Below are 17,749 nucleotides of genomic sequence, written 5' to 3' on the forward strand. Positions count from 1 at the left end.
GGGAGCGATCCATATGCATGAACTCGCCTATTTATCAGCAGTGAAGGTAGGGACACTCATACGAGAGAGAAAAGTGAGCGCAGAGGAAATCACCAGACTCGCGATCCAAAGAATCAGTAAGTTTAACCCACAATTAAACGCAGTCGTTGCCAAAAATGAAGAGGCTGCACTCCACGCAGCAAAGGAGGCGGACAAGGAGATACACGCTGGACAGCTTCGAGGTCCACTCCATGGGGTACCGATCACTATCAAGGATTCCTTTTCTACGATCGGGCTTGCAACCACCTCGGGGTTTCCTGCACTACAGGGCTTCGTGCCTGACAGAGATGCTGCCGTAGTCAGCAGATTAAAGCAGGCCGGTGTAGTCCTGCTCGGAAAGACAAACGTATCTCCTCTATTAATAGACATTCAAACGGACAACGACATTTACGGTCGAACGAACAATCCGTGGAACCAGGAACGAACAGCGGGAGGCAGTAGCGGCGGATCAGCAGCTTCTGTTGCCGCTGGACTCTCCTATCTGGATATTGGCAGTGACATTGGCGGATCACTTCGACTTCCCGCCCATTACTGCGGTGTCTTCAGTCTAAAGCCAACGGAAGGAGCCGTACCTCCTACGGGTCACATGCCTGGTTTTGAAGGGACGGCCGACTATGCTTCCTCCCGCCACTTGGCTTGCTACGGTCCTTTGGCACGTTCGATTGAGGATTTGCAGACAGCTTTTTCGATCATTGCAGGTGGAAGCGGTTTTGCAGGAGGCCTACCAAATGGACCACAGGTGCCTCCCCCCACAGAGTCCGCCACTCCCCTGCGTGTAGCTTGGCTAGACGAGCTGCCTGGGTATCCTGTCAGCCATGAGATTCAAGAAGCTTTGCATCGTTTTGTCACACAGCTGGCAGGTCAGGGTATTCACGTCGACCAAATCACTGCTCCTCCAATCGACGTCCGTACAGCGTGGGAGACATGGGGAAAAATGATTGACGCAGAGCTAAATTCCACCACACCCATGCTTCAAAGAGGCTTGGCCTATCTTACAACAAGGAAAGTAAGCCAAAAGGTCCCCACTGCGAGCATGCTTGTTCCACTGACGTTTAAAAATTACATGCGCGTTTTAACCGTACGCGAGCAATTGATTCGCCGCTTTGAGCTTTTCATGTCAGATTATGATGTACTTCTCTGTCCAGTTAGCAGCACGACCGCCTTTCCTCATCACCAAAAAACAAAAATGGTTGGCTATCTGCCGATCTACGAGGAGCCGTTGTACATTGACGGCAAACCGCAAAATTACTGGATCGCCACCACTTATTACGCGAATCTGTTTAACGTGACCGGCAGTCCCGTCGTAACGATGCCGATCGGCTTTGACAAAGCTGGGCTCCCCATAGGCATCCAGTGTGTGGGAAAACGCTGGCGCGATCACGATCTGCTTAGTACGGCTGCGAGAATGTCCCAGACAAGTCAGGAATGGAAGCCTCCTACGTTATAACACAAGATTCGAGAAGGAGATTTGTATGTCATTCTTTTGGATCACCGCCCAAGAAATCATCGCACCGATCATCGTCTTGATCGCGATTGGTGCCATCCTCCACAGGGCGTTTCGTTTTGACATGAACACCTTGTCCAAGCTGATCCTTTATTTTTTTGTGCCATCCATCGCCTTCGTCAAAATTTACGAAGCATCACTCTCGCCCATGCTGCTTGTTCAGGTTGTCGGCTTTTTGCTGCTTCAGTTTGTGCTCCTGTTGTTGCTCACGGAAACCATCGGCAAGCTGTTTTCTTTTTCTCGCGGCTTTCGGGCCAGCTTCACCAACAGTGTCGTACTCACGAACAATGGCAATATCGGGATACCAGTAAATGATCTCGCTTTTCGTCATGATCCGCTCGCCATGTCTATCCAAATTGTCGTGGTCGTTTTCGAAATATTGGTTACTTTTACATTTGGATTATTAAAAGCGAGCGCTGCGACAAAAGGCCTGAGCGCTTCGATCCGCCATTTTTTCCGACTTCCTGTCCTGTACGCGATTCTGCTCGGCTTGCTTCTCAATCTCGCCCAACTGGATATCCCGGCTATGATCTGGACACCTGCAAAGCATGCAGCAGACGGAATGCTTGCCATCGCTCTCGTCAGTATCGGCGCTCAAATCGCCTCTGTTTCATTGAAAAAACAGACGTGGCTCGTATTGGTCAGCGGCATGCTGCGACTTGCAGTATCTCCGTTGATCGCTTTTGGAGTGATTTCAATTCTCGGACTTGAGGGAATAACGGCGCAGGCTCTGTTTATCGCAAGCGCGATTCCAACCTCACGCAATAGTGCATCGCTGGCTTTGGAATATGGCAATGAGCCTGAATTTGCAGCTCAGGCTGTGCTCGTCTCTACCTTACTCAGCACCGTGACACTCACGCTGTGTATCACTCTCTCCTCACAGCTGTTTCCGTCATAATTTTTGTCCGCCATCTGTATTTCGGATGGCTTTTTCTTTTGCATAAAATAGCCATGCTCCCGTGAAGACTACCATTGCAGCTTCTATGAGTTTTGATACGGGAGGGTCATCATGCTTCGCTTTTCGAAAAAGATCATCATTTCTCTCTTTGTCACTGTGGTCTGGCTATCTTTTTTCTTTTCAAGCTTTCATACTGTACACGCCGCGTCAGAAGGATCTCCTAGCCCAAATCCTTTTCCCTTCACGCAGCGCCTGAAGCAGCTTGCCAAATCTCAGGAAGACCTGGCCTACTCATTGGGGATTCAAGCCTATATTTATGGCTACCCGCTTGTTATGACAGCTAAAACGATGGCAGAAATGACGAGAACCCGCGCACCATTGAACCAATTTTATTATTCGGATACACTAGCCTCGCCCTCTTTTCACGATATCGTGACGCCTAACTCTGACACCTTGTATATGAGCGCATGGCTGAATTTGTCTGAGACGCCTATGATTCTCTCAGTGCCGGAAAACCCGCTAAACCGCTACTACACGGTGCAAATGCTGGACGCCTACACAAACACGTTTCGCAATGTATCCAATCGTTCCACGCAAGGGCACGCTGGACGCTATGCCATCGTGGGGCCTAAGTGGAGCGGAATTGTCCCAGCCAATACACATCTTATCAAAGCGCCAACCAACACTGTATGGCTCATCGGACGCGTGGAGGTAAAAGGAGAAGGCGATTTATCAAAAGCGGTTTCCTTTGAAAAGCAAATCACATTGGCTCCTATGCTCTCTTCCAAGCAGGTACCCCCTGCAGCTGCACAAGTCTCACCGGCTGTTCCAGACGATGTGTTGACGTCTCTCTCCTTTTATCAAGTCATGACCGAGATGATTCAGAGTAATCCTCCCCCGGCGTGTGACCGTGTCCTGCTCGACCAATTTGCCCTTGCCGGCATTGGCATTTCACCTGATGAGACGCAAGCCAAGCTGCGCCCAAGGGCAATCGCCGGATTAAAACGTGCCCTTGCAGATGCGCCTGGGATCATCCAAAATGGCTTCCTCCCCTACACAAAGGTTACAAATGGCTGGGGGTCATTCTCACCTGTTGGTACGTATGGTAATCAGTTTCTTGCCCGAGCCTTCGTCGCTTATTCTGGACTCGCGGCAAATGTACCTGAAGAGGAGATGTACTTCCGCGCCTATACAGATGAAAAAGGAGCACCTCTGACAGGCACAAAACGCTATACGCTGCATTTTTCAAAGGAGCAATTGCCGCAGACTACGGCTTTTTGGTCGATCAACGTCTATAATAACCAGCTTTATCTGGCTACCATAGCAGCAAATCGTTCATCGGTACGAAGCAATACGGGTACGCTTGCATACAACCCCGATGGCTCGTTGGATTTGTACATTCAAAAAGAACCGCCGCCAGGCAAAGAGGCGAACTGGCTCCCTACTCCTGCGGGTGATTTTAATCTGGTACTCCGGGTTTTTGCCCCAGCTCCAGATACGTGGAAAAATCCTCAGAAGTGGCCTCCTGTACGTGAGTTCAAGAATACACCGTGAGTTTACAAAGTACCCCATCAAAAAAGGCTGCCGATCACAAGATCGACAGCCTCGCTTTTATTCTTATCGTAGAGCTTTGATTTTAGCGCAATCACGGCATGAGTAGCCAGCTCTTGCCGCCGCTCGCCCATTTTTGCAAATCGTTCATAAAAAGACTCGCATGATATCCATCACAAACAGCATGATGAACCTGCAAAGAAACGGGCAACAGTGTCTTGCCCTCTTGCTCGAAGTATTTTCCGCTTGTAATGATCGGCAGCAAATATTGCCCATCACCAAAAATGTTCAGATTAAATCCAGTGAAGCTGACCCACGGGATGCATGAGACAGGAAAAGTATACGGCGGCTCCATTGCTTTTGCCACGATACCTTTATTATCGCCGTACATTTTCATATCGGCGGTATAGTTTTCATAAAACAGGTAGAAATCATCTATGAAATCTGTCCATATGGAAGAAAATGTTTGATCATCCTGGTGAAAGAAAGTATAGCTCGGGATCATTTTCTCCCAATATCCCAAATGCCCTTCTGCATCGTACGTCGTCCTGAATTCACGGTGTGCATTGACCGCTTGTGTCACCATATAAAGAAAGGCTGGATACAGCTTGACTTTCTTTTCTCGGAGAAGCGGAAGCAGTTCCGTCAGATCGATGTTTGCCGTCATACTGAAGGTACATCTCACCTGGTTCAAATAATGATCGAAGTAAGGCTTTCTGTTCCAGCTGTCCAGATCGATTCGATGAAATTTCACTTTGTTTCAACCTCCTAAAATGATCACATCTTTTGATTTTAGGAGGTTACTTTGCGTGCAATTTTCATGGCACTCATTCCTTTTCAGATTGTGAACTGCCGTATTTCATTTTCCATTTTACCATATCTGTACCCTCGACTCTGCCGCGATTATACCAATGATAGAAAAGGCACCGCCCTCATCGTAATGGGCAATGCCTTTCTTTACTGTTTGTTTTACTTCTTCAAGTCCTCGATCGAGTTGATATCCATATAGCTTGGAACTGCCAATCCGAGCTTGGTTCCAGTCAGGTTTGGTCCCAAATCCTCTACATCCTTGCCCAGCTTTTTAAAGTAGTCCTCGTGCGTGGTTGGCAGCCATGCCGCTACCATACCGTCCACGTCGCCACCCGCTACACCTACCCACATCGGGCCGGCTTCGACCTGGCTCATCTCTACTTTATACTTTAGCTTTTGCTCCAGAACCGTCTTTACAACGTTCGTGCTGGCAATCTCGGAATCCCATGCCACATACGCGAGGGTCAGTTTTTTGCCCTCTGCCGGCTGGATGCCCTCTACCCATTTATTTACAGTAGCCTCATTGTTTTTTACCCACTCGGCAGCCGCATCCTCCGGTTTTTTACCTTCTTGAATGGCGAGCATCACTTTTTCCATATCCTCTGGTGTCCAGGAGAAGTTGTCGAGGAATGCATACGCGCTCGGCTGATCTTCCTTCAAGCCTTTGCGAACGATGGTATGAATTTGTTCATCTTTCCCAAACACACCTTTTGGGTCCTCCAAATATTTCATCTCAAACTTGGAGAACATCCAGTGCGGAGTCCAGCCAGTAACGATGATCGGCTTTTTATCCTTGTAAGCTTGTGTCAGTGCTGCGGTCATCGCTGCGCTGGAGCCTTCTACCAGTTCCCAATCCTTGAGATCGTATTCTTTCATCGCTTTTTCTGTTGCTTTCATCAAACCGGCACCGGGATCAATCCCGATAATTTTGTGGTCGACCAGAGCCCCTACACTATTGGGTGCAGCAGTACCCGTGTTGTCGCCTGCCGGCTTGTTTTCCTGCGGTGCTCCTCCGCTTGCGCAACCCGCCATTAGCATGGAAAGCCCAAGTGCAACTGCCATCCCTTTCAAGGTACCTTTTTTCATGAAAACCCCTCCTACGCTTTTTTTCTCTTTCCGACACTTTGCGTGATGCGATCAAGCAAAATTGCCATGATCACGATGGCAAGACCAGCCTCGAAGCCTTCCCCGATTTTAATCTGCGTCACGGCACGATAGACGTCCGCTCCCAATCCTTTCGCTCCGATCATGGACGCGATGACGACCATGGACAACGCCAGCATAATGCTTTGGTTGATCCCTGCCATCATTGTCGTCTTGGCAATCGGCAGCTGTACTTTCATCAGCTTTTGCCAGTAGGTCGAACCGAAAGCATCGGATGCCTCGATCAAGTCTCCTGGCACCTGACGAATCCCCAGATTCGTCAATCGGATGGTCGGCGGCATCGCGAAGATCACGGAGGCAATCACGCCCGGAACTTTACCCAGCCCGAAGAAGAAGATTGCTGGAATCAGATAAACGAACGCCGGCATTGTCTGCATGAAGTCAAGCAGCGGCGTCACAACCTTTTGCACCGAGTCATTCTTGGCGCACCAGATCCCAACCGGAATGCCGATGATTACCGAGATCAGTCCTGCGGTCAGCACCAGCGCAAGTGTTTCCATTGAATGCTCCCAATAACCCAGATTCTGAATCAAAAGAAGTCCAATGAATGTAAAAAGAGCAATCGTCCACTTCCCAGCCCGATAGGCTAAAAAGGTAAACAAAATGATAATCAGCCAGAATGGAAGACCCGTCAAAACCCAGTTAAACAGATCGACCGTTCCGCCAATCGCTGTTGAAATCGCGTCAAACAAAAATCCCAAATTCGCATCGAGTCCATCTACGATGGTTTCTATCCACTCATCTAGCGGCAGCTTCGGAAATAGCCCACTCATTCCTTATTCACCTGCCCTTCCCCATCCACTGGTGCTGGATTTTCATGATTTACTTTTCCTGCCAGACCACCGAGGACGGCACCTTTTACGATGACACCAAGCAAGCGGTTCTGTTCACCAACGACTGCGACAGGAATATCGGAAAACGCGACCAGATCGAACAATTCATTGAGCAACGTCTGCGGGCCAACGGTTGGCACTTCTGTTCGCAGTGCTTCCTCCAATGTTTTGCCTTCTTGCTTGGCTCCATTCACAGCATCTGCGGTCAGGACACCGAGCAAAGTCTTTTTCCGATCCACGACATACAGACTGGACACGCCGCGATCTCTCATCAATTGCAAGGCGACACGAGGTCCTTTGTCTAACGTAATAGTTTCTGCACGCTTCATCACATTTTCGGCAGACAATACCTTGGATCGGTCTACGTCTTCTACGAATCGTTCCACGTACTCGTTTGCCGGATTGGTCATGATTTCTTCTGGAGACCCGATTTGCACAATCGCGCCATCCTTCATTAAAGCAATCCGGTCCCCGATCTTCAGGGCTTCGTCCAGGTCATGCGTAATAAAAATGATCGTTTTTTGCATGGTGCTTTGCAGCTCCAACAGCTCATCCTGCATATCCTTGCGAATCAATGGATCGAGCGCACTGAACGCTTCGTCCATGAGCAACACGTCAGGATCATTCGCTAGTGCGCGGGCCAATCCGACACGCTGCTGCATTCCTCCGCTCAGCTGATCCGGATAGCTGTTTTCCCAGCCGCCGAGACCTACCAGCGCAAGCGATTCTCGCGCTTTTGCCTCACGCTGTGCCTTAGGAATATTTTGCACCTCTAGTCCATACTCGGCATTCTCCAATACCGTCCTATGCGGAAACAAGGCGAACTTTTGAAACACCATGCTCAGCTTTTTCCGTCGAGCTTCTTGCAGCTGCTCGGAATTCATGCTGACGATATCCGTACCGTCAATCAGGATTTTGCCCTCTGTAGGCTCGATTAACCGATTCAACAAACGAACCAGCGTCGATTTCCCACTGCCTGAAAGCCCCATAATGACGAAAATTTCGCCTGCATGCACCTCAAAAGTCGCTTGGTTAACCCCTAACGTAAGACCCGTTTCCTTTAGGATCTCTTGCTTGGTCTTTCCCTCTTTTACTAGGGGCAGTACGCGCCCTGGCTGTCGTCCAAAGATTTTTGTCAAATTCTCTACTTTGATTTTGGGCATATGGTCACCTCCAACTTTTACGCCCGTATCCGGTCTTATCTGCTCCACCCTTACAATTGTAGCGAAGCCCTTTTTTTCCCTCAAACTGGGTGAGCCGTGATTATCGGGCATTTTCAGCGTTCAGAAAAAACTTTACGTACTTTTCTTTCTGTATTCGCAGTTTTACTCGTACATACTGTACAATATCTCCATTTACTTTTTGCTTTAGGGAACGTACAATTCTACTTACGGTAATATGACTAGAGGAGCTGCTCTTTTCAAATGGATACGAACCAGGAAAAAATCCTAGAAAAAGCTCAAGCACGCGTGATCGAGACCCTTGCCCGCAACATGGATTTGTACGGCATCACGATGTCTACAGGGCTTTTGTACGGTACGCTTTTGTTTCAGGACAAGTCAATGACGCTCGATGAAATGGGAGAAGCGCTGGGGATGAGCAAGACCAGCATGAGTACCGGTGTTCGCACGTTAATGGACTTAAATATGGTAGAAAAAATATGGAAAAAAGGGACACGAAAGGATCACTATGAAGTGAATCTGGATTGGTACCAGAACTTCATTGATCTGTTTTCTGTGAAATGGAGACACGCTTGTGAGCAAAATGTACAAGGCTTGAAAAAGTCGCTCCAGGAGCTTCGCGCCCTCAAGGAAATGGAAGACCTCACGGACGAAAACAAAGATCGTGTGAACCTGAGCATCCAGCGCATCGAAAATGGCTTGGAATATTATCTGTGGTTGTCTCGGTTGATCGACTCCTTTGAATCACATGATATCTTTCAGTTTGTACCGAAAAAGGAAAACGAATCATAAGACATGGGGAAAGAAAAAAGACTCACCTCTTTACTGGCGGATCAGTAGAGAGTGAGTCTTTTTTTTGCAGGAAAATCGTATAAATTTACCAATCGGCCATGGTACAATTCACATAGAGAAACCGGGGTTTTTCGCAGTATTTCCTGGTTCGCTGAGATGAAAGGGGCTGGCGATTATGAACAAACATACAAATCGGATTACTCATACATGCAATCGTACACGACACAACAATAAGGGGGCATCTAGCCTATAGTGCCCCGCTTCCAAGGAGGAGCTTATGATTCGAACAACTGCCCTACTGGTGATTGATGCACAGGTCGGAATTGTTGAAGGGCCAGGGATCGGTCCGGTCTACGAGCATGCGCAATTTGTTCAGACGATGAAGAGCTTGATTGAAAAGGCACGCAGCCAATCCGTCCCTGTATTCTACGTGCAGGATGTAGATGTTGCCGAGCACGGAGCGGAAGCTTATGCGATTCATCCTGCGATTGCTCCGCTTCCTGGAGAACCGGTTATTCAAAAGAAAGCAACCGATTCGTTTTATGGAACAGACCTACATGAGCAGCTACAGTCTCACGGCATCAATCATCTGGTTATCATGGGCTGCAAAACAGAATACTGCGTTGACAGTGCCTGCCGAAAAGCGACTACGCTGGGTTACGATGTTACGCTCGTAAAGGATGCCCACTCCACCACTGATAATGAAGTATTGCAGGCAGAGCAAATCATCGCTCATCACAATACGGTCTTGCATGGACTGGGGAATTTGGAGCCGTTTGTTATCGTGCGGGGATCTGATGAAGACGTACTCGTGCCTAGCCATGATTCGTATCGGTAATTCGTATCGTTATCACACCACATAAGCAAAAACGGGCAAGCTGTCATCGCAGCTGCCCGTTTTTTCATTCTCCTCTTTTCACGATCTCCTGGACTCTTCCTACCTGACCATCTGTCAGAAGTACCTTGATCCCGTGCGGGTGTGTGCTCGATTTGGTCAATATATCCTTCACGATCCCCCGCGTTCTTTTGTCCGTCCGTTGATCCTGCTTCAAAACGATATCCACTTCAAGCCCAGCTACAATGTCTTTTCGGTTTTTGCCATTCATGCTACTCCTCTTTTCTTCTATAATATTGATCCCTTTTCATTCTTTCTGTCCTCCTATGATATAATCGACGGAGAAATCCATCAAATGACGGAGGAATCCATGCTTACTTTTGAAGAAAAACTGGCGATTATTGAATCATTCCCACAGCTGACTCGCAACAACGTCTCTCTCAAACGCGTCAACTTCCATTATGAAGAGAGTCTTCATGATAAAAAAACAGTCGTTTATCATCTACATCCAAACGGGAACGGCTTTATCTTTGGTGCCTTTTTGAAGGGCTACCCAAAGGATGACAAGGGCTATGTAAACATCCGCGATTTCTCAGCGGATCAACTACACAAAATTATCGAGGACTCGATTCAATCGCTTTCTGTAAAGCGTGAGGTCGCTCCACAAAACACTGCACAGCCTGATCAGGTAGAAGAAACCTGGGTTGATAAAAAAGGAAACACACTCGTCCTCCAACAAGAAGATGCGCTGTTTAATGTCTACCATGGCATGAATCTGGAGGCTTCCTTTGAATCGTACGTCGAGGCCGAGCAGTATCTTCTGGAAGAAGAATTTACCCGTCAGTAACAAGTTTCAACGATTTGATGAAGTGCTGCCTACTTTCCTGCCAACCGCCCTTACCGCGATCAGATCATCCATTGGAGAAACCCTCCTGATATGGTACACTTCCTCCTAGTTGCACGTACATGATATATGATTGACCTTTGAACAATGTGGCCAAGCAGTCGATGGACTGCTTGCCGCCACTTTTGAAAACAGGGGGAACGCACAAACATGAGGAAGTATAGAGAGACGCTTCTCTTTCATATTCACAAACAATTGGAGACGTGGTTCAGTCAGGAGGAGCCTATCTCCCACGATGATCTGTATCGCTTTCTCCACTCCTTAAAAGGAACATCAGGCACAATTGGTCTGTCTGATTTATCCGATCTCTCAGAAGCCTTGTTGAATCATATGGATCAAATACCCGCAAAAGAGTGGACATCGCCTGAGTGGCGCTCGTTTTTACTTGAATTGATTACTCTTTGCTATGAGCATCATCCTGAACAAGAAGTGCTGTTAGAAGATCCTACCCTCAAACGGGAAAAGAACTACGAAACCCAACCGCTTATCCTCATTTTAGACGATGATGTAACGCTTTTAATGTATTTGAAAGAAAATTTAGAGAAGCTTAATTGGTCTGTGATTGCGACTGTGCATCCACACAAGGCTCTCGACTATTTTCATGACATGAAACCAGACTGCTTGATCCTGGACTTGAACATCCCGGAAACAGGTGGTTTTCAAGTCATGCAAACGCTTAGCGAAAAAATCAAAAAACAATATATACCAACTACAGTCATCAGCATCGATTGTGACCGACAAACGCGATTCCGTGCCTATCGCTTGGGTGCCGACGATGTCATGTGCAAGCCACTCGACATTGAAGAGCTGGTTGTTCGGTTGGAACGTCAGCTGGGGCGCAAGCGTTGGATGGACCGCATTTTGTTTATCGATGAATTGACGGGTGCCTATAATCGCAATTCCTTGGCCGATACATACAAACGGCTTCTTTCTGATGCAGTGCGTACTTCCACCCCACTGTCCTTAGGCTTTCTGGACATTGATCATTTTAAAGGCGTAAATGATACGCACGGTCATTTAATCGGGGATAAGGTTCTGAGTCAGTTCGCCGTCTTTATTCAAGCGCGTGCAGAAAAGCATGATATTTTATTCCGTTACGGTGGAGAAGAGTTTCTGCTACTGATGCCACAAACGACTGTACAAGAAGCGAAGCAGCGGCTGGATCAGCTTTTGGACGCCTTTTGCGGGGAGGTTTTTGATTCTCCCGAAGGTGCTTTTTCCTTGAGCTTTTCAGCAGGCGTCGTGCAAATACAAGACGCGGAAAAGCCGCTTCCTTTCTGGGTAGAGGCAGCAGATACAGCTCTGTATTCAGCTAAAAACCTCGGCCGCCGCAGAGTGGAAGTAGCGGCTTCAACTGATGCAGCAAAAGCACCGAATGTAAAGCTGAAGGTCGCCATCATCGATGACGATTCCATGATTCGCACGATGCTGGCCGATTCGGTCAAAACCAGCTTTGATGAATGGATGTACGCCGATATTCAGCAGTTTCAGGATGGCGAAGCTTTTTTCAGCATCGATTGGCATTTGGGGCCGGAATCGTATCTCGTCATTCTCGACGGCATTATGCCAAAGATGGACGGTCTGGAAGTGTTGCAAAGAATCAGGAATTTGCCAAATGCGAAGCGTTATACGGTCATCATGCTGACTGGACGTACAGAGGAACAGGACATTGTCCGTGCCCTGCAGCTTGGCGCTGATGATTATATGACCAAGCCTTTTAGTATGCGAGAGCTGGAAGCGAGAATCAAGCGCTTGGTAAAACGAGTCGTATAACGGAGCGGTGTAAACGAAATTTGGAGGAAAAGTAAGAATGGCAACCATACTGTTAGCAGAAGATGAAGCTGTGCTGCGCATGCTGATTGGCGATACGCTCGAGGATGAAGGCTATGAGCTGGATATCGCGTGTGACGGTGAGGAAGCTTTGCAAAAAATTGGTCAAAACGATTACGACCTGATCATTCTGGACTACATGATGCCCAAGCTGACTGGATACGACGTCTTGACTCAGGTGAAGCAAATGCCAGAGAAGCAGGCTGCGAAAATATTAATCCTCTCCGCCAAGAGCCAGCATACCGAGCAGGAAAAGATGCGGGCTGCCGGAGCTGATGATTTCATGCCGAAGCCATTTAGTCCGAGCGATCTGGTGCGCAAAGTGGAGGAAATGCTTGCATGAATGATCTTCGCCAGATCTTGAGAAAAAGCATTACGCGGCGTTTTACGGCAATGATGCTCCTATTCCTTTCCTTGATCATCGCTGGAGCGGCTATCGTGCTAACCTTGAATTACAAAGCGTTTGCCGAATATCAGGCGACCCTAAAAGCATCCAAGCAAAAGCAAGATTTGGTCGTTCAAATTAAAGAGCATACGAACCAGATCATTTTTCGGGCAAGAGGCTATTATGCATTTTTAAGTCCATTTGAATACAATGAACTTTTTAATGAAAAGCAAAAGCTAGAGCAATCGTTGGATTTATTCAAAAAGCTGCCCTTGAGCAGAGAAGAGCAAAATCTGGTTACTTCGATTGAAGGCTTTTTTCACAACTTTTTTACCAATGTGTTCCCTACTGCTTCCAACTATGCAAAAACGGGAGATTACGAGGCACTTCGCAAGTTCTCTGCCAGTGGCCTCAACCAAGAGGTAAACAATCTAATTTCTTACGCTACGAAGTATTCCAAAGAGAGCGAAGAGATGCTGATGCAAGAAAATCGCCTCTTGTTTGAAGATTTGACCAGACAAAGCTCGTGGTTCATCCTGTACATCGTCATGGTCCTTGGTATCTCGCTTTGGGTAAGCATCCGCATGACCAGAGATATCGGCAGTCCATTGGTACGCCTCGCAACAGAAGCGGATCGCTTCGCCCAGGGTCAAACTGCACAGCTGCCTGACTTGGAGAGGCTGGATGAAATCGGCAAGCTCACCCGCTCGCTCGACTTTTTAATGAAGCAAATTCAGTCCAAGGAAGAGATCCTCATGGCACAAAATGAGGAGCTACTTGCCCAGCAGGATGAGCTCATGGTACAGCAGGAGGACCTGCAGGAAGCTCTCGCAAAAATGGAAGTGAATGAACGCTTTCTCGAAAAACGAAACCTCCTCGTCCAGTCCCTCTCCAATACATTGGACAAGCGAGAGCTTTTATCGAGCATCATTCACAACACGACAGAGGTTATGGATGCAGACAAGGGCGTAATTGTTTTGTTGAATATGGAACAGGATGTCGCCAGCTTTGGCGTTTCTCCTTCGGGTGTAACACAGCTTTTACGCGGGCTTGAGGATGGCCCCCTCGTTCGGATTCAGGAGACCAAGCTTCCTTACGTCCTTACACGTGAAAGCACCGAGGGTGAAAAAGGCTATCTGGAAGAAGCAACTCATACCTCGGTGCTCTACCTGCCTGTATTGAATGCAGGGCAGGAAGTGGTTGCGTGCATGATTCTCTCGCGTGTCGGACGTAAATTGGTAGAACAAGATCAACATCTCGCTATCGGTCTTGCCAAACAAATTTCGTTGGCATTAGACAAGCTCGCCATGTACGAGGAAACAGAAAAGCAGCGCCAGATGACCCAAGACATGCTCGATACCGTACAGGAAGGTGTCCAGCTCGTCCATTTGAACGGGGCAACGCTGCAAGTAAATCGGACATTCTGTGAGTTGCTGGGCTACGATGGTCTGTTTGAACTGCAAGGATATGAGCTCGAGCAGTTCTTCTCTCATTTAAAAGAACGGACGAAGGATTCTGAGCGCTTGGTTCAGTATGTCCATGCTGTTGTCATGAATGAAGGTGAAGTACCGTCTGGCAGCCTTGTATTTGAATTGACTCAACCGCAAACCCGTTACATTCAGCTGTATGCAGAGCCTTTATACCGTCATCAGGAAAAATGGAGCACGCTGCTTGTCTATCGGGATATCACGAAGGAATACGAGATTGACCAGATGAAATCAGAGTTTGTCAGCACGGTCAGCCATGAGCTGCGCACTCCGCTTGCCAGCGTTCTCGGTTTTGCCGAGCTTTTGCTTAATAAGGAGCTGAAGCCGGAACGCCAGCACCGCTATATGACAGCCATTTATCAAGAAGCCAAGCGACTCACCTCTCTGATCAACGACTTTCTCGACTTGCAACGCATGGAGTCTGGACGACAAACCTATGAACATGAAAAGGTAGCCATTGACCAGCTGATTCGCGAGGTATTTGGTTCATACCGCATTCAGTCGCCTACTCACTCGTTCCAGCTTGACCTGCAGACGGAACGCACCATGGTTATGGGAGACCGGGACAAATTACGCCAAGTGCTTGTGAATTTGATCAGCAATGCCGTGAAATATTCTCCAAATGGCGGCTGTATCCGCGTTATCTGTCATGAGGATGGCAAACACTTACTCGTCGACATTCAGGATGAAGGCTTGGGTATTCCAGCAGAAGCTATCCCGCATTTGTTTACTAAATTTTATCGAGTCGATAATTCAGATCGCCGCGAAATCGGTGGAACTGGTCTTGGCCTTGCCATTGTACAAGAGATTGTTCAGATTCACCATGGAGAAATTGCTGTCACTTCTGAAGCCGGACAAGGCAGTACATTCACAGTTTCCTTGCCCTTGCCCGAAGAGCCTCTCGTTGTAAACCATGCAGACCATTCGGAAAAACAGCAACCCTCTCCAGGACAATCCAATGGTCAAGTCGTCATTATTGAGGATGACGTAAATTTGTCAGAGCTTTTACGTGATGAGCTGACTGGCTCAGGCTTTCATGTCTACTCTTTTTCCAAAACAAATGATGCCATGGAGGCCATCGAAAAGCTGCGCCCTGACGCTGTTGTTCTCGACCTCGTTTTGCAGGATGGAGATGATGGCTGGAAGGTCATCCAAGCGATGCAGGAGAATTCCGAGCTGCGAACGATTCCGATCGTCATTTCAAGCGCATTCGAGGAGAAGAAAAAGGCATTCGATCTCGGTGCCAAAGGGTATTTGATCAAGCCCTACCATCCGGATACGCTGTCAAAGGCCATTTTGCTGGCGATCAGCAGTATTGAATCTACCGGACAAATCCTCATCCCTGATCAGTTGTAAGCATTCAAATACGACAAAAGGCAACGGTGATAGGCTTCCGTTGCCTTTTCTTTTTAACGTCTCTTGCTATTATTATGCGATTTTTGGTAGGCAAGAAAATACTTGGTATAAATATGCCACTTTCCTCATACATTAATAGAGGTTACTACGTGCACGATGCCCCGCAAAGGAGGAGTTTCTATGTATTTCTCTAAAAAAGCAATCGTTCCAATCGAAGAAGAGGAAACAGATGTGTGGATGTGCAGCAATGACGGCTGTACATGCTGGATGAGAGATAACTTTTCCTTTGACGCAAGTCCGAACTGCCCCTTTTGCCAGTCCCAAATGATTAAGGACACGCGCATGCTCCCCGTTCTTACGAATCACAACAACCAGAAAAAAACGCCGTGATCGCTATCTTCTTTTTTCTTGCGGGTATTCGCCCTCTTGCCTACAATTAGCTCATGGCAGATGATAGGTAGAGGAGCGTAGTTATGAATCGAAAAGAAATGGAAGAACAAGTGATTCAGGCTTATCAGCGGGATGAGGGCATGATGATCCTCGTGTTCGCTCAGTGGTGCGTCAATCACGATCTGGATGCACAAGCCTTGTATCGACAGGCCTATCCCGCTCAACACGACAACCCCTTGCTCGCTCAAATGCTTGAAAACACCGTTCCCAAACAAGAAGCTGAAGAGATTCCAGACGCCACCTTGCTTGGCGTATTGTCCCTTTTTGGTAACGATGATCTGGCTTTTGTCGTACATGAAGTCATCGAGCAACGAAAACAAAATAAAGAGTAGTCCAGAAAAGTCACACCGAGTTGTGTGGCTTTTCTTCTGTAAAAAACGGCTCGACGTTTTTCATAAAATGGATGTGGCCGCTTTCGGTCAAACACTTTTGTCCCCCGACGTGAGGGGAAAACCGTCATGACCGTTTCATCATTTACTAGTCATGATCATAGTAGAAATTCCATCGAAAACACCGTTCGCTCCTCCGTAGACTCGCAAGTAATCGTCCCACCATGCTTCTCAATGATCTCCTTGCAGACGTACAAGCCAATTCCCGTCCCCAGCTCCTTGGTTGTGAAAAAAGGCTCGAAGATAACCGGCAGTAAATCTACGGGAATCGGAGCGCCATTATTCGCGATTCTAATGACCGCTACATCTGCTTTTTGGAAGGCTTCAATGACTACTTCCTTGTCCCCTACTTTTTTCTGTAGAGCGTCCAGTGCATTTGAAATGATATTAATAAAGACTTGCTTGATCTCGTCCTTATACCCGTCAAGTATAAACGCTGGATCGATATTGCATGTCATGTTCGCATTTACGTCAACGATATTGGGATAGAGGAAGGCAAGAATCTCCTCAAAAAGCCCTTGCATCTGGAAGCGCTCTTTTGTTTTGTATACCTCTCCCTTTTTGGAGACCAGCAAGAATTGAGATACTCGGTAGTTTAATTGATACAGCTCATTTTCAATAATATCCACATACGGTAATGACGGATAATCCTCTTTAAGTAATCTGGAAAATCCAATGATGGAGGTCAGGGGATTACGAAATTCATGGACAAAGCTGGCTGCCATTTGTCCCAAAATGGTGAGTCTGTCCTTATGAGACCGCTCAATGAACAGCTTTTTTTCTTCTAAATCGCTTTCCCTCAGTGAGGTGTACCTGGAGACAGCATGGACCAAAAAATGATCAAAGCACTCGTTAATCTTAATCATGGCAGGTACCAGCGTGGAAGGTGAAAACGGACCTTTTTGGAGCAAATCACATAACAGTTGCCTTCCCAAGCAAACGTTGTAAACAAAATCGCCGATGTTGATCTCTGCCTGGTTTCGCTCATGCGCCACCTTATAAGCCAAATGTTTAATATCCTCTCGGGAAATCCGTTCATCCAAATATCCAACTACCAATCGATACATGGCTTGTCCATTTAGATGAATCATTCCCCGGAACTGGTCATGATTGGATACGACGACCTGTTTCCTGAACTCTTCAACGACTTCTGCCTCGTGCTTTTCCAAAAAAAACGTCAACTCATCCAATGGCATCTATCCCCATTTCGAGTAATTAGGCATAGGCTTATCCTACATATTATACTATTATCCATTCATTATTGAGCAAATATTTTTACTATTACTTACAGGTGAATTTCGTGCTTCATGTTGTCCTCACCACTGAATAAGCAAAGAGGCC

17 protein-coding genes are annotated in these 17,749 nt (G+C 47.4%); 11 read left to right on the forward strand and 6 right to left on the reverse strand.

What is annotated here, in order from left to right:
• Positions 1–13: 13 nt before the first annotated feature.
• The 3 genes from ADS79_RS29185 to ADS79_RS29195 all read left to right on the forward strand — a co-directional run bounded on the left by ADS79_RS29185 (position 14) and on the right by ADS79_RS29195 (position 3,995).
• Positions 14–1,486, forward strand: a complete 1,473-nt coding sequence (locus ADS79_RS29185) for an amidase (RefSeq protein WP_049741957.1) — start codon at positions 14–16, stop codon at positions 1,484–1,486.
• 25 nt (positions 1,487–1,511) lie between these two features.
• The gene (locus ADS79_RS29190; protein WP_049741958.1) at positions 1,512–2,441 is read left to right on the forward strand and encodes an AEC family transporter; all 930 of its coding nucleotides are present in this window, start codon (positions 1,512–1,514) and stop codon (positions 2,439–2,441) included.
• 111 nt (positions 2,442–2,552) lie between these two features.
• Entirely contained in the window at positions 2,553–3,995 is a 1,443-nt protein-coding gene (locus ADS79_RS29195) for a DUF1254 domain-containing protein (protein ID WP_049741959.1), read from the forward strand.
• Between the two features lie 91 nt (positions 3,996–4,086).
• On the opposite strand, the gene catA is transcribed toward ADS79_RS29195, so the two are convergent.
• The 4 genes from catA to ADS79_RS29215 form a co-directional block, all read right to left on the reverse strand.
• Positions 4,087–4,746 carry a type A chloramphenicol O-acetyltransferase gene (gene catA, locus ADS79_RS29200; protein ID WP_049741960.1) on the reverse strand — a complete coding sequence of 220 codons (660 nt, stop codon included), beginning with the start codon at positions 4,744–4,746 and terminating at the stop codon, positions 4,087–4,089.
• 215 nt (positions 4,747–4,961) lie between these two features.
• A complete protein-coding gene (locus ADS79_RS29205; protein WP_049741961.1) occupies positions 4,962–5,888 on the reverse strand; it encodes a glycine betaine ABC transporter substrate-binding protein in 927 nt (308 codons plus the stop codon).
• A gap of 11 nt (positions 5,889–5,899) precedes the next feature.
• On the reverse strand, positions 5,900–6,739 hold the full coding sequence (locus ADS79_RS29210) for an ABC transporter permease (protein ID WP_049741962.1): 840 nt from the start codon (positions 6,737–6,739) through the stop codon (positions 5,900–5,902).
• A complete protein-coding gene (locus ADS79_RS29215) occupies positions 6,736–7,962 on the reverse strand; it encodes a quaternary amine ABC transporter ATP-binding protein (RefSeq protein WP_049741963.1) in 1,227 nt (408 codons plus the stop codon). The genes ADS79_RS29210 and ADS79_RS29215 overlap by 4 nt, the downstream gene beginning before the upstream one ends.
• A 261-nt stretch (positions 7,963–8,223) precedes the next feature.
• On the opposite strand from ADS79_RS29215, the gene ADS79_RS29220 reads away from it, so the two are divergent.
• A complete protein-coding gene (locus tag ADS79_RS29220) occupies positions 8,224–8,772 on the forward strand; it encodes a GbsR/MarR family transcriptional regulator (RefSeq protein ID WP_049741964.1) in 549 nt (182 codons plus the stop codon).
• A 277-nt stretch (positions 8,773–9,049) separates the two neighbouring features.
• Positions 9,050–9,610, forward strand: a complete 561-nt coding sequence (locus ADS79_RS29225; RefSeq protein WP_049741965.1) for a cysteine hydrolase family protein — start codon at positions 9,050–9,052, stop codon at positions 9,608–9,610.
• 64 nt (positions 9,611–9,674) lie between these two features.
• Here the strand turns inward: ADS79_RS29225 and ADS79_RS29230 are convergent, their stop codons facing one another.
• On the reverse strand, positions 9,675–9,878 hold the full coding sequence (locus ADS79_RS29230) for a YwbE family protein (protein WP_049741966.1): 204 nt from the start codon (positions 9,876–9,878) through the stop codon (positions 9,675–9,677).
• 99 nt (positions 9,879–9,977) lie between these two features.
• On the opposite strand from ADS79_RS29230, the gene ADS79_RS29235 reads away from it, so the two are divergent.
• The 6 genes from ADS79_RS29235 to ADS79_RS29260 all read left to right on the forward strand — a co-directional run bounded on the left by ADS79_RS29235 (position 9,978) and on the right by ADS79_RS29260 (position 16,351).
• The gene (locus tag ADS79_RS29235; protein WP_049742179.1) at positions 9,978–10,454 is read left to right on the forward strand and encodes a hypothetical protein; all 477 of its coding nucleotides are present in this window, start codon (positions 9,978–9,980) and stop codon (positions 10,452–10,454) included.
• 207 nt (positions 10,455–10,661) lie between these two features.
• Positions 10,662–12,284, forward strand: coding sequence for a response regulator (locus tag ADS79_RS29240; protein WP_049741967.1), 1,623 nt, complete (start codon positions 10,662–10,664; stop codon positions 12,282–12,284).
• Positions 12,285–12,321: 37 nt separating this feature from the next.
• A complete protein-coding gene (locus ADS79_RS29245) occupies positions 12,322–12,684 on the forward strand; it encodes a response regulator transcription factor (RefSeq protein ID WP_049741968.1) in 363 nt (120 codons plus the stop codon).
• Complete coding sequence (locus ADS79_RS29250) at positions 12,681–15,569, forward strand: ATP-binding protein (protein WP_049741969.1); 2,889 nt, start codon at positions 12,681–12,683, stop codon at positions 15,567–15,569. Before ADS79_RS29245 ends, ADS79_RS29250 begins: the two co-directional genes overlap by 4 nt.
• Before the next feature lie 180 nt (positions 15,570–15,749).
• Positions 15,750–15,959, forward strand: a complete 210-nt coding sequence (locus ADS79_RS29255) for a cold-shock protein (RefSeq protein ID WP_049741970.1) — start codon at positions 15,750–15,752, stop codon at positions 15,957–15,959.
• Between the two features lie 83 nt (positions 15,960–16,042).
• The gene (locus ADS79_RS29260) at positions 16,043–16,351 is read left to right on the forward strand and encodes a hypothetical protein (RefSeq protein ID WP_049741971.1); all 309 of its coding nucleotides are present in this window, start codon (positions 16,043–16,045) and stop codon (positions 16,349–16,351) included.
• A 155-nt stretch (positions 16,352–16,506) separates the two neighbouring features.
• Here ADS79_RS29260 and ADS79_RS29265 read toward each other — a convergent pair whose 3' ends face one another.
• The gene (locus ADS79_RS29265) at positions 16,507–17,604 is read right to left on the reverse strand and encodes a histidine kinase N-terminal domain-containing protein (RefSeq protein WP_049741972.1); all 1,098 of its coding nucleotides are present in this window, start codon (positions 17,602–17,604) and stop codon (positions 16,507–16,509) included.
• Positions 17,605–17,749: the final 145 nt, after the last annotated feature.

The sequence above is a fragment of the Brevibacillus reuszeri genome (assembly GCF_001187725.1).
Lineage (GTDB): Bacteria > Bacillota > Bacilli > Brevibacillales > Brevibacillaceae > Brevibacillus > Brevibacillus reuszeri.